Below are 16,733 nucleotides of genomic sequence, written 5' to 3'. Positions count from 1 at the left end.
CATGCTGCAAATCGCCGATACCACCTTTACCTCACGCCTGTTTACCGGCACGGGGAAATTCGCCACGCCCGAGTTAATGCTGGCTGCGCTACAGGCCTCCGGCTCACAACTGGTCACTATGGCGATGAAACGCGTCGACCTGCGCGGCGGGAATGACGCCATTCTGGCACCGCTGCAACGGTTGGGCGTGAAATTACTGCCCAATACTTCCGGGGCAAAAACGGCAGATGAGGCGGTGTTTGCCGCCCGGCTGGCGCGCGAAGCGCTAGGGACTCACTGGGTCAAACTGGAAATTCACCCAGAGGTGAAATACCTGCTGCCAGACCCGATCGAAACGCTCAAAGCGGCGGAGATCCTGGTCAAACAGGGCTTTGTGGTGCTGCCTTACTGCGGTGCCGATCCGGTGCTGTGTAAGCGGCTGGAGGAAGCGGGTTGTGCCGCCGTAATGCCACTCGGCGCGCCAATCGGTTCTAATCGTGGCTTACTGACCCGTGATTTCCTTGAGATCATTATTGAACAGGCCAAAGTGCCAGTAGTCATTGATGCCGGGATAGGTGCCCCAAGCCACGCGTTAGAGGCGATGGAACTGGGAGCCGATGCGGTACTGGTCAATACCGCCATCGCCGTGGCGCGGGATCCGGTGCAAATGGCCCAGGCTTTCCGCCTGGCGCTGGAGGCCGGAGAGTTAGCACGCAACTCAGGGCTAGGCAGCCGCCAGTCTATCGCCGCCGCATCCAGCCCGCTGACGGCGTTCCTCAGTCATTCAGGGGAGACACGCTGATGGCCAGTGATTTTAGTGAGCGCCTGCTCGGGTGGGATTGGGATGACCTGACGCTGCGTATTAACAGCAAAACTTCGCGTGACGTTGAGCAGGCACTGAATAGCCCCAAGCTGACGCGGGAGGATTTTATGGCGCTTATCTCCCCTGCCGCCGCTCCCTATCTGGAGCCCCTGGCGCAACGAGCACAGCAGCTCACCCGCCAGCGTTTCGGTAACGTGGTGAGCTTCTATGTGCCGTTATATCTTTCTAACCTGTGTGCCAACGACTGCACCTACTGCGGTTTTTCGATGAGTAACCACCTCAAGCGCAAAACGCTTGATGCGGCAGAGATCGAACGGGAATGCGCGGCTATCAAGGCATTAGGATTTGAGCACCTGCTGCTGGTGACCGGAGAACATCAGCGCAAAGTCGGCATGGATTATTTCCGCCAGCATCTGCCCGCCATTCGCCGTCATTTCAGTTCGCTGATGATGGAGGTGCAGCCTCTGGCACAACAAGACTACACCGAGCTGAAAACCCTTGGGCTGGACGGCGTATTGGTCTATCAGGAAACCTATCATCCCGCGACCTATCAGCAGCACCATCTGCGTGGCCAGAAACAGGATTTTCATTGGCGACTGAGTACGCCGGATCGTCTGGGGCGCGCCGGGATCGACAAGATCGGGCTAGGGGCGCTGATTGGGCTTTCCAGCAGTTGGCGCACGGACTGCTATCTGCTGGCAGAGCATCTGTTTTACCTGCAACAGACTTACTGGCAGAGCCGTTACTCGATCTCGTTCCCTCGCCTGCGGCCCTGTGCCGGGGGTATTGAGCCGGCCTCGATCATGAGTGAACCGCAACTGGTACAGTTGATCTGTGCTTTCCGGTTATTCGCTCCTGACGTGGAACTTTCATTATCTACACGAGAGTCGGCCTTCTTCCGCGACCATATGATCCCGGTAGCCATCAACAGCGTCAGTGCCGGTTCCAAAACCCAGCCGGGTGGTTATGCCGACGATGTGCCGCCAGAGCTGGAACAGTTCGAACCGCACGACAGCCGAACGCCGCAGCAGGTGGCACAGGCGATCGGTGCCGCTGGGCTACAGCCAGTGTGGAAAGATTGGGATGATTATCTGGGACGCGCTACGCAACTACCTGCAACGGTTGCACCATCGAGCCAATAGGTCTGGAAACACTGCGCAAAGCCGCCAAGGCGAGCTGGCAGGGAGAAATGGCCTCGTTATAGTGGCGGTGTTGGCAAGCGTTCCTAAGCCAACCAAGGTTATCTCCCCCTCTTGATAACCTTGCTTACCAAACGCCGGAGCGTGCGGGGACTGGCCGCACGCTTCCGGTTCCTTGGTTGACTTTGCCTATAAAATATAACTTATACATTATTATAATCCATAGGTTATGTTGACTATTCACCTGTGGGGGCTTATATGTATGAATTGCTATTTCACCCCGAGGCAGAGAGCGAAATTTATGAGCTCGAACCTGTTATGCAGGCCAAGGCGCTTAAAGGACTTGAAAAGCTGGAAGCTAAAGGACCGGAACTGAAAGATGACAGTTAAAGGTATTAAATTTTCAGAAGTTAAAGCTAAATCTCTTGCTAATCCTGAAGTTAGAAAGGCCTATGAGGAAGAAAGCCAGGAAGAGGAACTTCGCGCAGTCCTGATCGAAATGAAGTCTAAATCAGGACTGACAAGCACAGAGATCGCTGTACGAATGGGGGTCAGCCAACCCGCAGTGAGTCGGCTAGAGAGGAATGTTTCAAATGCAAGCCTCTCCACTTTACGACGATATGCAGCGGCTTGTGGAATGCGCATTAAACTGTCCCTTGGTTAAAAACACCCGCTAGCGCTACCTTTCCCTTTGTCGGGGCGCCATATACTGCGCCCCTATAAACGTTTCAATCCGCCGTCTGGGGTTTCATACGCATACCTACAATGGCCGAAAGCAGGCACCCTAGCGCCAGATAGGCGGCAACCAGATGCCAGGAGCCGTCCATCAACTCCACCAGCAACACGGCAATAAACGGCGTGAAGCCACCACCGACCACGCTCGCGACCTGATAACCTACTCCGGCTCCGCTATAGCGGTATGCCGTGCCGAACAGCTCGGTAAACATCGGCTGCTGCACGCTGACCAGCATGTCGTGCGCCATATTTCCCAGCATGATGGCAAAGAAGATAATCATCACCGTGTTACGGCTTTCCAGCGCCATGAAAAACGGTACCGTGCTGGCAACACCAATCAATGCTCCCGTCACGTAGATCCGCCGTCTGCCAAAGCTATCGGCCAAATAGGCAAAGCAAGGGATCGAGACACAGCTCACCGCCCCGACCAGCAAGCCAATATTCAGGAACAGATCCCGTGACAGGCCAAGATGGGTGGTTGAGTAGTTCATGGCAAAGGCCGTGACGATATACATCGTCAGCAGTTCGCCAAAGCGTAGGGCAATGATCAACAAGAAGGCTTTGGGATTCTGGCGCAGCGCCTCAAAGATCGGGAACTTGCGGATTTTCTCGGCCCGTTCGTGCAGCGTTTTATTGGCTTCAAACTCCTGTGACTCGTCCATGCCGTTACGGATCCACCAGGCAATGGCGACCAGCACCAGGCTGAACAGGAACGGCAAACGCCAGCCCCAGTTGATAAAGTCCTCATTGCTGGTGTAGTGGCTGATCAGGGAAACAGAACCAGTAGCCAACAGCAGCCCGACGCCAAAACCAATCTGTACGCCGCTGCTGTAAAAGGCTTTTCTCTTCTTAGGCGCGCTTTCTACCGCCAGCAAGGCAGCACCACCCCATTCACCACCCACAGCAAACCCTTGCACCGCTCGTAGCAGCACCAGCATGACCGGGGCCCACCAGCCGACCGAATCGAACGAGGGCAGCAGGCCGATCAACGCCGTAGAGATCCCCATCATCCAGACGGTGATCATCAGCATACGCTTACGGCCCAGCTTATCGCCAAAATGCCCGAACACCATGCCACCTAACGGGCGGAACAAGAAACCGACGCCAAAGGTGCCAAAGGCGGCCAGCGTGCCCATCGTTGGGCTAACCTGCGGGAAGAATTCGGTGTTAAAGACTAAAGCGGCAACTATTCCGTACAGTAGGAAGTCGTACCAATCGACTACGGCGCCAACGAAGCTTCCCCAGGCGGCACGTCGCGCGCGGCTTTGAGAATACTGGGTTGATGAGGTTATTTCACTGTTGGCAGCGCTGCTGCCACTGACTGAAGTTGAGGTATCCATGCCTGTCCCGTTATTTTAACTTTACAGCACTGTACAACAAAAAGCCCCGGCTAGGATAGCCAGGGCTTTAGTCATTCACTGCTTAACGTGCAGTCAGGGATGAAGTGACTTATTCGTCACTGCCACCCAGGTTACCGGCGTTGAGCAATTCGGCCAGGTTGGCTGTCGCTTCTTCCGCGCTAACCAGCGGAACAACCGGAGTTTCACCCAGAGCCTTACGGCGCATACGATCCTGGTGATAAGCGTAACCGGTACCGGCTGGGATCAGACGGCCCACGATCACGTTCTCTTTCAGGCCGCGCAGTTCATCACGCTTACCGGCAACGGCCGCTTCGGTGAGAACGCGCGTCGTTTCCTGGAACGATGCAGCAGAGATGAAGGACTCGGTCGCCAAGGAAGCCTTGGTGATACCCAGCAGATCGCGTGAGAAGGTTGCTTCGATCTTGCCTTCAGCAGCAAGTTTACGGTTAGCAATCTTAACGCGTGATACTTCAGCCTGTTCGCCTTCCAGGAACTCGGTGCTACCAGCGCTAACGATGGTCCCTTTACGCAGCATCTGACGAACGATAACTTCGATGTGTTTATCGTTAATCTTAACGCCTTGCAGACGGTAAACTTCCTGCACTTCGTTGGTGATGTAGCGAGTAACCGCATGCACACCACGCAGACGCAGAATGTCATGTGGAGATTCTGGGCCGTCAGAAACAACGTCACCACGTTCCACAATTTCACCTTCGAACACGTTGAGCTGACGCCATTTAGGGATCATCTCTTCGTAAGCGTCGCTGCCGTCCAGTGGAGAGATTACCAGGCGACGTTTGCCTTTGGTCTCTTTACCGAACGAGATAATCCCGCTGATTTCAGCCAGGATTGCCGGTTCTTTCGGACGACGTGCTTCGAACAGATCCGCAACGCGTGGCAGACCACCGGTAATATCCTTGGTACCGCCGGATTCCTGAGGAATACGCGCCAGGGTATCACCCGCACCGATCTGAATGCCGTCTTCCAGCTGCACAATCGCTTTACCCGGCAGGAAGTATTGAGCAGGCATATCAGTACCTGGGATCAATACGTCGTCGCCTTTGGCATCAACGATTTTCAGTGCCGGACGCAGGTCTTTACCGCTACCGGTACGCTCTGCGCTGTCCAGTACTACCAGAGAAGACAAACCGGTCAGTTCGTCGGTCTGGCGGGTAATGGTCTGGCCGTCAACCATATCGGCGAAGCGAATGAAACCGCTCACCTCGGTCACAACCGGCATGGTGTGTGGATCCCAGTTAGCAACGGTTTCGCCGCCGTTAACTTCTGCACCATCACCTTTGCCCATTACGGCACCGTAAGGCACTTTGTAGCTTTCTTTGGTACGGCCGAATTCGTCGATCAGCTTCAGTTCGGTATTACGCGAGGTAATTACCAGCTTGCCTGCGGCGTTCATAACGAATTTCACATTGCTCAGCTTCAGGTTACCTTTGTTCTTCACCTGGATGCTGGATTCTGCTGCCGCACGAGATGCCGCACCACCGATGTGGAACGTACGCATCGTCAGCTGTGTACCCGGCTCACCGATGGACTGGGCAGCGATAACGCCGATGGCTTCACCTTTGTTGATGATGTGACCACGTGCCAGGTCGCGACCATAGCAGTTGGCGCACACACCAAAGTCGGTTTCACAGCTAACTACGGAACGGACTTTAACGCTGTCGACAGAGTTCTCTTCCAACAGGTCACAAGTCTTCTCGTTCAGCAGGGTGTTGCGTGGCACCAGGATGTCAGCCGTACCCGGCTTGATGACATCTTCAGCGGTCACACGACCCAGAACGCGTTCACGCAGTGGCTCTTTAACGTCACCACCTTCGATAACCGGAGTCATCATGATGCCGTTGTGAGTACCACAGTCGTCTTCGGTCACTACCAGGTCCTGCGCCACGTCAACCAGACGACGGGTCAGATAACCGGAGTTTGCCGTTTTCAGTGCGGTATCCGCCAAGCCTTTACGAGCACCGTGCGTGGAGATGAAGTACTGGAGTACGTTCAGACCTTCACGGAAGTTCGCAGTGATTGGCGTTTCGATGATGGAGCCATCTGGCTTGGCCATCAGGCCACGCATACCCGCCAACTGACGGATCTGAGCGGCAGAACCACGAGCACCGGAGTCGGCCATCATAAAGATGCTGTTGAAGGAAACTTGTTGTTCCACCACGCCGTCACGGTTAACCACGTCTTCAACCGACAGGTTTTCCATCATCGCTTTAGCAACACGTTCGTTCGCCGCAGCCCAGATATCGATCACTTTGTTGTAGCGTTCGCCCGCGGTAACCAGACCAGATTGGAACTGCTCCTGGATCTCGGCAACTTCGGTTTCCGCTTCTTCGATGATCTCTGCTTTCTTGGCTGGGATAACCATGTCATCGATACCTACAGACGCGCCTGAACGGGCAGCGTAAGCAAAACCGGTGTACATGATTTGGTCAGCGAAGATTACGGTCGGCTTCAGGCCCAAGATGCGGTAACAGGTGTTCAGCATCTTGGAGATCGCTTTCTTGCCCAAAGGCTGGTTAACGATCGAGTAAGGCAGACCTTGCGGTACGATCATCCACAGGATGGCGCGACCGATGGTGGTATCAATAATCGAAGTCTGGTGAATAGATTCACCTTCGGTATTCTTGATCTCTTCTGTAATACGCACTTTTACGCGTGCATGCAGAGAGGCCAGACCGGCGCGGTAAACGCGTTCAGCTTCTTTAGGACCCGTCAGAACCATGCCTTCGCCTTTGGCGTTAACACAGTCACGAGTCATATAGTACAGACCCAATACAACGTCCTGAGAAGGAACGATGATTGGCTCGCCGTTCGCTGGTGACAGGATGTTGTTGGTAGACATCATCAACGCACGCGCTTCCAGCTGGGCTTCCAGCGTCAACGGTACGTGAACAGCCATCTGGTCACCATCGAAGTCGGCGTTGTATGCCGCACAAACCAGCGGGTGCAGCTGGATCGCTTTACCTTCGATCAGAACCGGTTCAAACGCCTGGATACCCAAACGGTGCAGGGTTGGTGCACGGTTCAGCAGTACCGGGTGTTCGCGGATCACTTCGTCCAGGATATCCCAAACGACAGCTTCTTCGCGCTCAACCATTTTCTTGGCGGCTTTGATCGTTGTGGCCAGGCCACGCAGTTCCAGCTTGCCGTAGATGAACGGTTTGAACAGCTCCAGTGCCATTTTCTTCGGCAGACCGCACTGATGCAGACGCAGGTATGGACCTACGGTGATTACAGAACGACCAGAATAGTCAACACGTTTACCCAACAGGTTCTGACGGAAACGACCCTGCTTACCTTTGATCATGTCGGCCAAAGATTTCAGAGGACGCTTGTTGGAACCGGTGATCGCACGACCGCGACGGCCGTTATCCAGCAGGGCATCTACCGCTTCTTGCAGCATACGCTTTTCGTTGCGCACGATGATGTCCGGCGCAGCCAGATCCAGCAGGCGTTTCAGACGGTTGTTACGGTTGATCACGCGGCGGTACAGATCGTTCAGATCTGAAGTCGCGAAACGGCCACCATCCAGTGGAACCAATGGACGCAGATCTGGCGGCAGTACCGGCAGCACGGTCAGGATCATCCACTCTGGCTTGTTACCAGATTGCACGAACGCTTCCAGCAGCTTGATACGCTTGGTCAGCTTCTTACGCTTGGTTTCGGAGTTGGTTTCGTTCAGCTCTTCACGCAGCTGCTCACACTCGGCTTCCAGATCCATGTTTTTCAACAGGGCCTGAATAGCTTCCGCACCCATCTTGGCGTCGAATTCGTCACCAAACTCTTCCAGCGCATCCAGATACTGCTCTTCAGTCAGGATCTGACGACGCTCGAGGTTGGTCATACCGCCTTCGACTACTACGTAGGATTCGAAGTACAGTACACGTTCGATGTCACGCAGCGGCATATCCAGCAGCAAACCGATACGCGAAGGCAGCGATTTCAGGAACCAGATGTGCGCAGTTGGGGAAGCCAGTTCGATGTGGCCCATACGCTCACGGCGTACTTTGGTCTGGGTCACTTCAACGCCGCACTTCTCACAAATCACGCCGCGGTGTTTCAAGCGCTTGTACTTACCGCACAGGCACTCGTAATCTTTTACCGGCCCAAAGATACGGGCGCAGAAAAGGCCGTCACGCTCAGGTTTGAACGTACGGTAGTTAATGGTTTCCGGCTTTTTAACTTCACCGAACGACCATGAACGGATCATGTCTGGCGATGCCAGAGCAATCTTGATCGCATCAAACTCTTCGGTCTTAGTTTGCGCTTTCAGAAACTTTAATAAGTCTTTCACGGATTGGCTCCTGTCGGAGTTAAACCTGTTGGGCGCACGCTGACAAATCGCGCGCCCGTGTGACCTGAACAACCACCCTCTGGCTCCCTAAGGTCGGGAGCCAGAGCTGAAATAGCGATTAGTCGCCTTCCAGTTCGATGTTGATACCCAGCGAGCGGATTTCTTTCAACAGTACGTTGAAGGACTCCGGCATGCCTGGTTCCATACGGTGATCGCCATCCACGATGTTTTTGTACATCTTGGTACGGCCGTTGACGTCATCCGACTTAACGGTAAGCATTTCCTGCAAGGTGTAAGCTGCGCCGTATGCTTCCAGCGCCCACACTTCCATCTCACCGAAGCGCTGACCACCGAATTGCGCCTTACCACCCAGCGGCTGCTGAGTAACCAAGCTGTAAGAACCGGTAGAACGCGCGTGCATCTTATCGTCAACCAAGTGGTTCAGTTTCAGCATGTACATATAGCCGACGGTAACCTGGCGCTCGAACTGCTCGCCGGTACGGCCATCAAACAGCGTAATCTGACCTGAAGTCGGGATACCGCCCATTTCCAGCAGTTGCTTGATTTCTGACTCTTTCGCACCATCGAAGACTGGGGTTGCGATCGGCATACCTTTTTTCAGGTTCTCTGCCAGACGCAAGACTTCGTCGTCGGTGAAGGTGTTCAGGTCAACTTTCTGGCAAACGCCGTCACCCAGATCGTAAGCCTTCTGGATGAATTCACGCAGCTTGGCCACTTCCTGGTGCTGCTTGAGCATTTGGTTGATCTTCTCACCAATGCCTTTCGCCGCCATACCCAGGTGAGTTTCCAGGATCTGACCGATGTTCATACGCGATGGAACGCCCAGCGGGTTCAGAACGATGTCAACCGGCGTACCGTTTTCATCGTAAGGCATATCTTCGATCGGGTTGATCTTGGAGATAACACCCTTGTTACCGTGGCGGCCTGCCATCTTGTCACCCGGTTGGATCTGACGCTTAACGGCCAGATACACCTTGACGATTTTCAGCACGCCTGGTGCCAGATCGTCGCCTTGGGTGATCTTACGACGCTTGGCATCCAGCTTCTTCTCGAAGTCGGATTTCAGTTCGTCGTACTGCTCTGCCAGCTGTTCCAGCTGGTTTTGCTTGTCTTCGTCGGTCAGGCCCAGTTCCAACCAGCGATCGCGTGGCAGTTTGCTCAGCTTCTCGGCTTCGATACCACCAGAAACCAGTACCGCATGTATACGAGCGAACAGGCCAGCTTCCAGGATCTGCAGTTCTTCAGTCAGGTCTTTCTTCGCCTGCTTCAGCTGCATCTCTTCGATTTCCAACGCACGCTTGTCTTTGTCCACGCCATCGCGGGTAAAGACCTGCACGTCGATAACCGTACCGGAAACGCCGTTTGGTACGCGCAGAGAAGAGTCTTTAACGTCAGACGCTTTCTCACCGAAGATCGCACGCAGCAGCTTCTCTTCTGGCGTCAGCTGGGTTTCACCTTTCGGCGTTACCTTACCAACCAGAATGTCGCCACCGGTCACTTCTGCACCGATATACACGATACCGGATTCATCCAGTTTGGAGAGCGCTGCTTCACCCACGTTAGGGATGTCGGCGGTGATCTCTTCCGGCCCCAGTTTGGTGTCGCGAGACACGCAAGCCAGTTCCTGAATGTGGATGGTGGTGAAGCGATCTTCCTGTACTACACGCTCGGAGACCAAAATGGAGTCTTCGAAGTTGTAGCCGTTCCAAGGCATGAACGCGACGCGCATGTTCTGACCCAATGCCAGTTCACCCAGGTCTGTAGACGGGCCATCTGCCAGCACGTCGCCGCGCTCGATTGGCTCACCCAGATTCACACAAGGCATCTGGTTGATACAGGTGTTCTGGTTAGAACGGGTGTACTTGGTCAGGTTATAAATATCGATACCTGCTTCGCCCGGGTACATCTCGTCTTCGTTAACTTTGATAACGATACGGGAAGCATCCACGTACTGGATCACACCACCACGTTTGGCTACGGCAGTAACACCGGAGTCAACCGCTACGGCACGTTCCATACCGGTACCTACCAGCGGCTTGTCAGCACGCAGGGTTGGCACCGCTTGACGTTGCATGTTCGCACCCATCAATGCACGGTTGGCGTCATCGTGTTCCAGGAATGGGATCAGTGAAGCACCAACAGAAACAACCTGCTGGGTTGATACGTCCATATAGTCAACCTGGTCGCGGCTAAACAGGCTTGATTCGCCTTTGCTACGACAGGTAACCAGGTCTTCTTCGAAGCGGCCTTCTTCGTCCAGGTTGGAGTTCGCCTGAGCGATAACGAAGTTGCCTTCTTCAATAGCAGACAGATAGTTGATTTCATCGGTAACCACGCCGTCACGCACGCGGCGGTACGGGGTTTCCAGGAAGCCATACTCGTTGGTCTGTGCGTACACGGACAAGGAGTTGATCAGACCGATGTTTGGACCTTCCGGCGTTTCGATTGGACACACACGACCATAGTGAGTCGGGTGTACGTCTCGAACTTCAAAGCCGGCACGTTCACGGGTCAGACCGCCTGGGCCCAATGCAGAGATACGACGTTTGTGCGTGATCTCGGACAACGGGTTGTTCTGGTCCATAAACTGGGACAGCTGGCTTGAACCGAAGAACTCTTTCACCGCCGCCGAAATTGGCTTGGCGTTGATCATGTCCTGAGGCATCAGGGTATCCAGATCGCCCAGGGACAGACGTTCTTTCACCGCACGCTCAACACGTACCAGACCGACACGGAACTGGTTCTCGGCCATTTCGCCAACGGAACGGATACGACGGTTGCCCAAGTGGTCGATATCGTCCACTTCGCCTTTACCGTTACGGATATCGATGAGCTTCTTCATCACTTCGATGATGTCGTCTTTGCTCAGGATGCCCGAACCTTCGATCTCGTCACGCAGCAGAGAACGGTTGAACTTCATCCGGCCAACCGCAGACAGATCGTAGCGGTCTTCAGAGAAGAACAGGTTCTCGAACAGGCTTTCCGCGGCTTCACGCGTTGGTGGCTCACCAGGGCGCATCATGCGGTAGATTTCTACCAGAGCGCTCAGACGATCGCTGGTTGGGTCGACACGTACGGTTTCAGAGATGTACGCACCGTGGTCCAGATCGTTGGTGAACAGCGTTTCGATACGCTTGTGGCCTGACTGGCTCAGCTTGGCCAACAGATCCAGTGACAGCTCCATGTTGGCTGCACAGATCAGTTCGCCGGTATTGGTATCGATATAGTCCTTCGCGACCACTTTGCCCGCGATGTACTCAACCGGTACTTCAATACTGCGAATTTCGTCTTTTTCGAGCTGACGGATATGACGAGCGGTGATACGGCGTGCTTTCTCAACGTAGATCTTACCGTTGGCTTCGATATCGAAGGACGCAGTTTCACCACGCAGACGCTCTGGAACCAGCTCCATCTGCAGCTTGTTATCACGGATCTCGAAAACAACTTTCTCAAAGAACAGGTCAAGGATCTGCTCAGTGGTGTAGCTCAGCGCGCGCAGAATAATGGTCGCAGGCAGTTTGCGGCGACGGTCGATACGCACGAACAGGTTGTCTTTCGGGTCAAACTCGAAATCCAGCCATGAGCCACGGTAAGGGATGATACGTGCGTTATACAGCACTTTACCCGAGGAGTGGGTTTTGCCCTTATCGCTGTCGAAGAACACACCAGGACTACGATGCAGCTGGGATACGATAACCCTCTCGGTACCGTTAATGACAAAGGTACCGTTTTCGGTCATGAGCGGTATTTCGCCCATATAGACTTCTTGTTCCTTGATGTCTTTGACCGTACCTTCTGGTGCTTCACGTTCGTAGATGACCAGGCGCAGTTTTACGCGCAGCGGTGCAGAGTACGTCACACCACGGATCTGGCACTCTTTAACGTCAAACACCGGCTCACCAAGACGGTAGCTAACGTATTGCAGCTCCGAATTGCCACTGTAGCTCTGGATCGGGAAAACAGAACGGAATGCGGCTTCTAAGCCGTATTGCCCTTCTGGATCTTGCTCGATAAATTTCTGGAACGAGTCAAGCTGGATAGAAAGGAGATAAGGTATGTCCAAAACTTGTGGACGCTTACCAAAATCCTTACGAATACGTTTCTTCTCGGTATAGGAGTAAACCATAGGGTTCCTCAGCTCGCTGGAAAGTCGAACCTATTGTCCGTCCGGATAGGGGACGGTTCATGCAACACCGTTTTGTTGACCGGAAAGCGAGAACACTTTCCGCAATACTCGTTTCTATCACGCTTAAATCATTTCATTGCCGTGGCGGCAGATTCGGCTGCGGCGCAGAGGGCAGTATATTAAGTCGTCGATAGAAAGAAATATTGGGGTTAGCCAGTAGTCAAACAGTGTGAAACTCTACTGACGCCCTACAGCGCAAAAAGGCTGGTGACCAAAAAGTCACCAGCCATCAGTCTGTTAGTTAAAACAGACTGCACTCCAAAAGCAGTGGCTTATTTAACTTCAACTTCAGCGCCAGCTTCTTCCAGAGCTTTTTTCAGTGCTTCAGCGTCGTCTTTGCTGATGCCTTCTTTCAGTGCTGCTGGTGCAGACTCAACCAGGTCTTTAGCTTCTTTCAGACCCAGGCCAGTTGCGCCACGTACTGCTTTGATTACTGCAACTTTGTTCGCGCCGATACCTTTCAGTACAACGTCGAATTCAGTTTTTTCTTCAGCAGCTTCAACAGCAGCTGCAGGACCTGCAGCTACAGCAGCAGCAGAAACACCGAACTTCTCTTCCATAGCGGCGATCAGTTCAACGATTTCCATTACAGACAGGGCTGCAACGCCTTCGATAATTTGGTCTTTAGTGATAGACATAACAAAAGTTCCTAAAATTCAGAAATAGTTTAAATACGTAAGCAAAGGCTAAGAAAGAGAGAGGCTTATGCCGCTTCTTTCTGATCGCGTACTGCAGCCAGAGTGCGAACCAATTTGCCAGCAGCGGCTTCTTTCATGGTTGCCATCAGGCGTGCGATTGCTTCATCGTAAGTAGGCAGCGTTGCCAAGCGGTCGATTTGTGCCGCAGGGATCAGCTCACCTTCAAAGGCCGCAGCTTTAACCTCAAATTTTGCATTCGCTTTCGCGAACTCTTTGAACAGACGAGCAGCAGCGCCCGGGTGTTCAGTAGAGAATGCAATCAAGGTAGGACCGACAAACGTGTCTTTCAGGCATTCGAACGGAGTGCCTTCAACTACGCGACGCATCAAGGTGTTACGAACAACACGCATGTAAACGCCAGCTTCACGACCTGCTTTACGCAGTTCAGTCATTTTATCAACGGTAACGCCACGAGAATCCGCAACTACCGCAGACAGCGCGCCTTTGGCTACTTCGTTGACTTCAGCAACAATCGCTTGTTTGTCTTGAAGATTTAATGCCATTAGCTTTTTGCTCCTGGATTTAGCCGGGGAAAATCCCCGGAACTCACTTCACTCAACAGCTTGTGCGAACACGCGCCGTTGAGCGGCTTAACACGGTGAGCAGAATCCAGCAAAGACCATTCTTTTTAAAAAAGAAAAAATTTCTTTAGGCTCTGTCACCGTCTACGCAGGAAGGATTAAGTGCCTTGCGGCACACCTGCGGTCTTGGACGGAGGCCTGGATAGGCCAGGCTCCAACCGAAAAATCTGTTGTTCCGCACGTAGCAGAACCTTGGGGGATAAGATTCTAGATGAATCCCACCCCCAAGTCAAAGCGATTAATCACCAGGTGATTAGTTCGCTACAGCAGTCAAGCCGCTTTGATCGATAGCTACGCCAGCACCCATGGTGGTGGAGAGGCTAACTTTCTTGATGTACACGCCTTTTGCCTGAGATGGTTTGGCTTTTTTCAGCGCAACCAGCAGAGACTCCAGGTTTTCCTTCAGCTTGTCTGTGTCGAAATCAACCTTACCGATAGTGGTATGGATGATACCGTTTTTGTCGTTACGATAACGAACCTGACCTGCTTTAGCGTTCTTCACAGCTTCAGCAACGTTAGGGGTAACGGTACCCACTTTCGGGTTAGGCATCAGACCACGTGGACCCAGAACCTGGCCCAGTTGACCTACAACGCGCATTGCATCCGGGGAAGCAATAACTACGTCGAAGTTCATCTCGCCTTTCTTGATCTGGTCAGCCAAGTCTTCCATACCTACCAGCTCTGCGCCTGCAGCTTTAGCAGCTTCAGCGTTAGGGCCCTGGGCAAATACGGCAACGCGAACGCTGCGACCGGTGCCGTGTGGCAGAACGGTAGCACCACGAACGTTTTGGTCTGATTTACGAGCGTCGATGCCGAGGTTAACGGCAACGTCAACGCTTTCTACGAATTTAGCGGTGGCCAGCTCTTTCAGCAGAGCAACAGCTTCGAGGATGTCATACTGTTTAGTAGCATCAACTTTGTCACGGATCACGCGCATGCGCTTGGTCAGCTTAGCCATTTCTTAATCCTCCACTACCAGGCCCATGGAACGAGCAGTACCTTCGATGGAGCGAATCATCGCTTCAACGTCAGAACCAGTCATGTCCGCAGCTTTGGTTTCTGCGATTTCACGAACCTGTGCACTAGTCACTTTGCCAACTTTTTCTTTGTTTGGCTTGCCGGAACCAGATTTAACACCAGCCGCTTTCTTCAGCAGAACTGCTGCCGGCGGGGTTTTGGTTACGAAAGTGAAGGAGCGATCAGAATAAACTGTAATAACAACCGGGATCGGCAGGCCTTTCTCAACGCTGTCAGTCTTAGCGTTAAATGCCTTACAGAATTCCATGATGTTAACACCTTGCTGACCCAGAGCTGGACCAACTGGTGGACTTGGGTTAGCCATACCGGCTGCAACTTGCAGCTTAACGTAGGCTTGTACTTTCTTGGCCATTGAAATTTCCTCGTTTGGGTAATATCGCCTCCTGAGAGGCTCCCCGTGTTTCGTCTCGCTGCAAGAGCAAGACATCTAAAAACAAAAGGCGAGAAATTATAGTTCAATTTCGCGCCTCTGACAAGCCACAAATCCGCTCGCCTTGCTGATTATTTGATCAGCCTTTTTCTACCTGGCTAAAGTCCAGTTCCACCGGCGTTGCACGGCCAAAGATGGAGACAGACACTTTCAGGCGGCTCTTCTCGTAGTCCACTTCTTCAACGACACCGTTAAAGTCAGCAAATGGACCATCGTTGACGCGCACCAGTTCACCCGGCTCGAACATCGTTTTCGGACGTGGCTTATCACCAGCCTGCTGCAGGCGGTTCATAATAGCATCCACTTCTTTATCGCTGATCGGTGCAGGACGATCGGAAGTTCCACCGATGAAGCCCATAACACGAGGAACACTGCGCACCAAGTGCCAGCTGGCGTCATTCATCACCATCTGAACCAGTACATAGCCAGGGAAGAATTTACGCTCACTCTTACGACGCAGACCGCCACGGATCTCCACCACTTCTTCGGTGGGAACCATGACTTCGCCGAACAGCTCTTCCATATCGTGCAGTTTGATATGTTCACGCAGCGATTGCGCTACGCGACCTTCAAAACCGGAAAACGCCTGAACGACGTACCAGCGTTTTTTTGGGGCTTCAGACATTTTAGAACCTCAGGCCAGTAATAAACGATACCAGACGGACCAATATACCATCCAGGCCCCACAGAATCAGTGACATCACGGCGGTTACCGCGGCAACGATCAACGTGGTGTGTAACGTTTCCTGACGAGTTGGCCAGATCACTTTACGTACTTCAGTACGCGCTTCGCGCGCAAATGCAACGGTGGCTTTGCCTTTAGTAGTCATCAATGCCACTGCACCTGCAACGGCAATAACCACGACAACGGCCAACGCCCGCAGCGGCAGGCTGAAATCACGGTAGTAATAGTTACCGACGATAGCCACAACCAACAGAACGGCGACGATTGACCACTTGGCCGCTTCAAGGCCGCGCCCGCTCCCTTGAGCCTCGGTATTCGCACTCATAAACCAACCTGTCACTAATGATTCGAACAAACAACTTTGCCTCGCAATGCGAGGCAAACCAAACCGAACAGATGCCGCTTGGCAGCATCTCGGTGTTTTACGCCATGACGTATTTCAGTCAATACCGTTTAAGAGCCCATCTCACCAATGATTATGACTGCAAAATCGCTGATGAGATAGGTTCTAGTTCACAGCGTAGAAAAAGGGCATCAAATGATGCCCTTTTATCGCATGTCGCGTCAAATATTATCCGCGATTAAGCGATAACTTTGGCAACAACACCAGCGCCAACGGTACGGCCGCCTTCACGGATTGCGAAACGCAAGCCTTGGTCCATAGCGATTGGGTGGATCAGGGTAACAACCATGTTCACGTTATCGCCTGGCATTACCATCTCTACGCCTTCTGGCAGTTCGATGG

General features: G+C 53.2%; 12 protein-coding genes and 2 pseudogenes. 4 read left to right on the top strand and 10 right to left on the bottom strand.

Going from position 1 to position 16,733, the window contains the following annotated elements:
• Position 1 precedes the first annotated feature (1 nt).
• The 4 genes and pseudogenes from ACMV5I_RS25915 (at position 2) to ACMV5I_RS25900 (ending at position 2,605) form a co-directional block, all read left to right on the top strand.
• A complete protein-coding gene (locus ACMV5I_RS25915) occupies positions 2 to 781 on the top strand; it encodes a thiazole synthase (protein ID WP_414825593.1) in 780 nt (259 codons plus the stop codon).
• Complete coding sequence (gene thiH, locus ACMV5I_RS25910) at positions 781 to 1,944, top strand: 2-iminoacetate synthase ThiH (protein ID WP_414825592.1); 1,164 nt, start codon at positions 781 to 783, stop codon at positions 1,942 to 1,944. Before ACMV5I_RS25915 ends, thiH begins: the two co-directional genes overlap by 1 nt.
• Before the next feature lie 255 nt (positions 1,945 to 2,199).
• Positions 2,200 to 2,319: pseudogene (locus tag ACMV5I_RS25905) on the top strand (type II toxin-antitoxin system RelE family toxin); the annotation flags it as partial.
• A gap of 1 nt (position 2,320) precedes the next feature.
• Positions 2,321 to 2,605, top strand: coding sequence for a helix-turn-helix domain-containing protein (locus tag ACMV5I_RS25900; RefSeq protein ID WP_024485325.1), 285 nt, complete (start codon positions 2,321 to 2,323; stop codon positions 2,603 to 2,605).
• Between the two features lie 64 nt (positions 2,606 to 2,669).
• On the opposite strand, the gene shiA is transcribed toward ACMV5I_RS25900, so the two are convergent.
• From shiA to tuf, 10 genes and pseudogenes are all read right to left on the bottom strand, one after another.
• Positions 2,670 to 4,016 carry a shikimate transporter gene (gene shiA / locus ACMV5I_RS25895; RefSeq protein ID WP_414825591.1) on the bottom strand — a complete coding sequence of 449 codons (1,347 nt, stop codon included), beginning with the start codon at positions 4,014 to 4,016 and terminating at the stop codon, positions 2,670 to 2,672.
• Positions 4,017 to 4,125: 109 nt separating this feature from the next.
• Positions 4,126 to 8,349, bottom strand: coding sequence for a DNA-directed RNA polymerase subunit beta' (rpoC, locus tag ACMV5I_RS25890; RefSeq protein WP_121608044.1), 4,224 nt, complete (start codon positions 8,347 to 8,349; stop codon positions 4,126 to 4,128).
• A gap of 118 nt (positions 8,350 to 8,467) precedes the next feature.
• On the bottom strand, positions 8,468 to 12,496 hold the full coding sequence (gene rpoB, locus ACMV5I_RS25885) for a DNA-directed RNA polymerase subunit beta (RefSeq protein ID WP_024485328.1): 4,029 nt from the start codon (positions 12,494 to 12,496) through the stop codon (positions 8,468 to 8,470).
• Between the two features lie 332 nt (positions 12,497 to 12,828).
• Positions 12,829 to 13,194, bottom strand: a complete 366-nt coding sequence (gene rplL, locus ACMV5I_RS25880; RefSeq protein WP_021182158.1) for a 50S ribosomal protein L7/L12 — start codon at positions 13,192 to 13,194, stop codon at positions 12,829 to 12,831.
• Positions 13,195 to 13,259: 65 nt separating this feature from the next.
• A complete protein-coding gene (rplJ, locus tag ACMV5I_RS25875; protein ID WP_024485329.1) occupies positions 13,260 to 13,757 on the bottom strand; it encodes a 50S ribosomal protein L10 in 498 nt (165 codons plus the stop codon).
• A gap of 331 nt (positions 13,758 to 14,088) precedes the next feature.
• Positions 14,089 to 14,793 carry a 50S ribosomal protein L1 gene (gene rplA, locus ACMV5I_RS25870; RefSeq protein ID WP_024485330.1) on the bottom strand — a complete coding sequence of 235 codons (705 nt, stop codon included), beginning with the start codon at positions 14,791 to 14,793 and terminating at the stop codon, positions 14,089 to 14,091.
• A gap of 3 nt (positions 14,794 to 14,796) precedes the next feature.
• Positions 14,797 to 15,225 (bottom strand): 50S ribosomal protein L11, encoded by a 429-nt coding sequence (gene rplK / locus ACMV5I_RS25865; RefSeq protein ID WP_024485331.1) that lies wholly within the window; start codon positions 15,223 to 15,225, stop codon positions 14,797 to 14,799.
• Positions 15,226 to 15,382: 157 nt separating this feature from the next.
• Positions 15,383 to 15,928, bottom strand: a complete 546-nt coding sequence (gene nusG / locus ACMV5I_RS25860; protein WP_021182154.1) for a transcription termination/antitermination protein NusG — start codon at positions 15,926 to 15,928, stop codon at positions 15,383 to 15,385.
• A gap of 1 nt (position 15,929) precedes the next feature.
• The gene (gene secE, locus ACMV5I_RS25855) at positions 15,930 to 16,313 is read right to left on the bottom strand and encodes a preprotein translocase subunit SecE (protein ID WP_021182153.1); all 384 of its coding nucleotides are present in this window, start codon (positions 16,311 to 16,313) and stop codon (positions 15,930 to 15,932) included.
• Positions 16,314 to 16,569: 256 nt separating this feature from the next.
• A pseudogene (tuf, locus tag ACMV5I_RS25850) lies at positions 16,570 to 16,733 on the bottom strand (elongation factor Tu); the annotation flags it as partial.

The organism is Serratia sp. T13T92, from assembly GCF_047530105.1.
Classification (GTDB): domain Bacteria; phylum Pseudomonadota; class Gammaproteobacteria; order Enterobacterales; family Enterobacteriaceae; genus Chania; species Chania fonticola.
The sequence above is the reverse complement of the archived record's forward strand: the minus strand, read 5'-3'. Positions and strand labels throughout refer to the sequence as shown.

What these genes read in the sequence shown, in the direction of transcription:
- ACMV5I_RS25915 (WP_414825593.1), top strand. Translation starts at nt 2, where the DNA reads ATGCTGCAAATCGCCGATACCACCTTTACCTCACGCCTGTTTACCGGC.
- thiH (WP_414825592.1), top strand. Translation starts at nt 781, where the DNA reads ATGGCCAGTGATTTTAGTGAGCGCCTGCTCGGGTGGGATTGGGATGAC.
- ACMV5I_RS25900 (WP_024485325.1), top strand. Translation starts at nt 2,321, where the DNA reads ATGACAGTTAAAGGTATTAAATTTTCAGAAGTTAAAGCTAAATCTCTT.
- shiA (WP_414825591.1), bottom strand. Translation starts at nt 4,016, where the DNA reads ATGGATACCTCAACTTCAGTCAGTGGCAGCAGCGCTGCCAACAGTGAA.
- rpoB (WP_024485328.1), bottom strand. Translation starts at nt 12,496, where the DNA reads ATGGTTTACTCCTATACCGAGAAGAAACGTATTCGTAAGGATTTTGGT.
- rplL (WP_021182158.1), bottom strand. Translation starts at nt 13,194, where the DNA reads ATGTCTATCACTAAAGACCAAATTATCGAAGGCGTTGCAGCCCTGTCT.
- rplJ (WP_024485329.1), bottom strand. Translation starts at nt 13,757, where the DNA reads ATGGCATTAAATCTTCAAGACAAACAAGCGATTGTTGCTGAAGTCAAC.
- rplA (WP_024485330.1), bottom strand. Translation starts at nt 14,793, where the DNA reads ATGGCTAAGCTGACCAAGCGCATGCGCGTGATCCGTGACAAAGTTGAT.
- rplK (WP_024485331.1), bottom strand. Translation starts at nt 15,225, where the DNA reads ATGGCCAAGAAAGTACAAGCCTACGTTAAGCTGCAAGTTGCAGCCGGT.
- nusG (WP_021182154.1), bottom strand. Translation starts at nt 15,928, where the DNA reads ATGTCTGAAGCCCCAAAAAAACGCTGGTACGTCGTTCAGGCGTTTTCC.
- secE (WP_021182153.1), bottom strand. Translation starts at nt 16,313, where the DNA reads ATGAGTGCGAATACCGAGGCTCAAGGGAGCGGGCGCGGCCTTGAAGCG.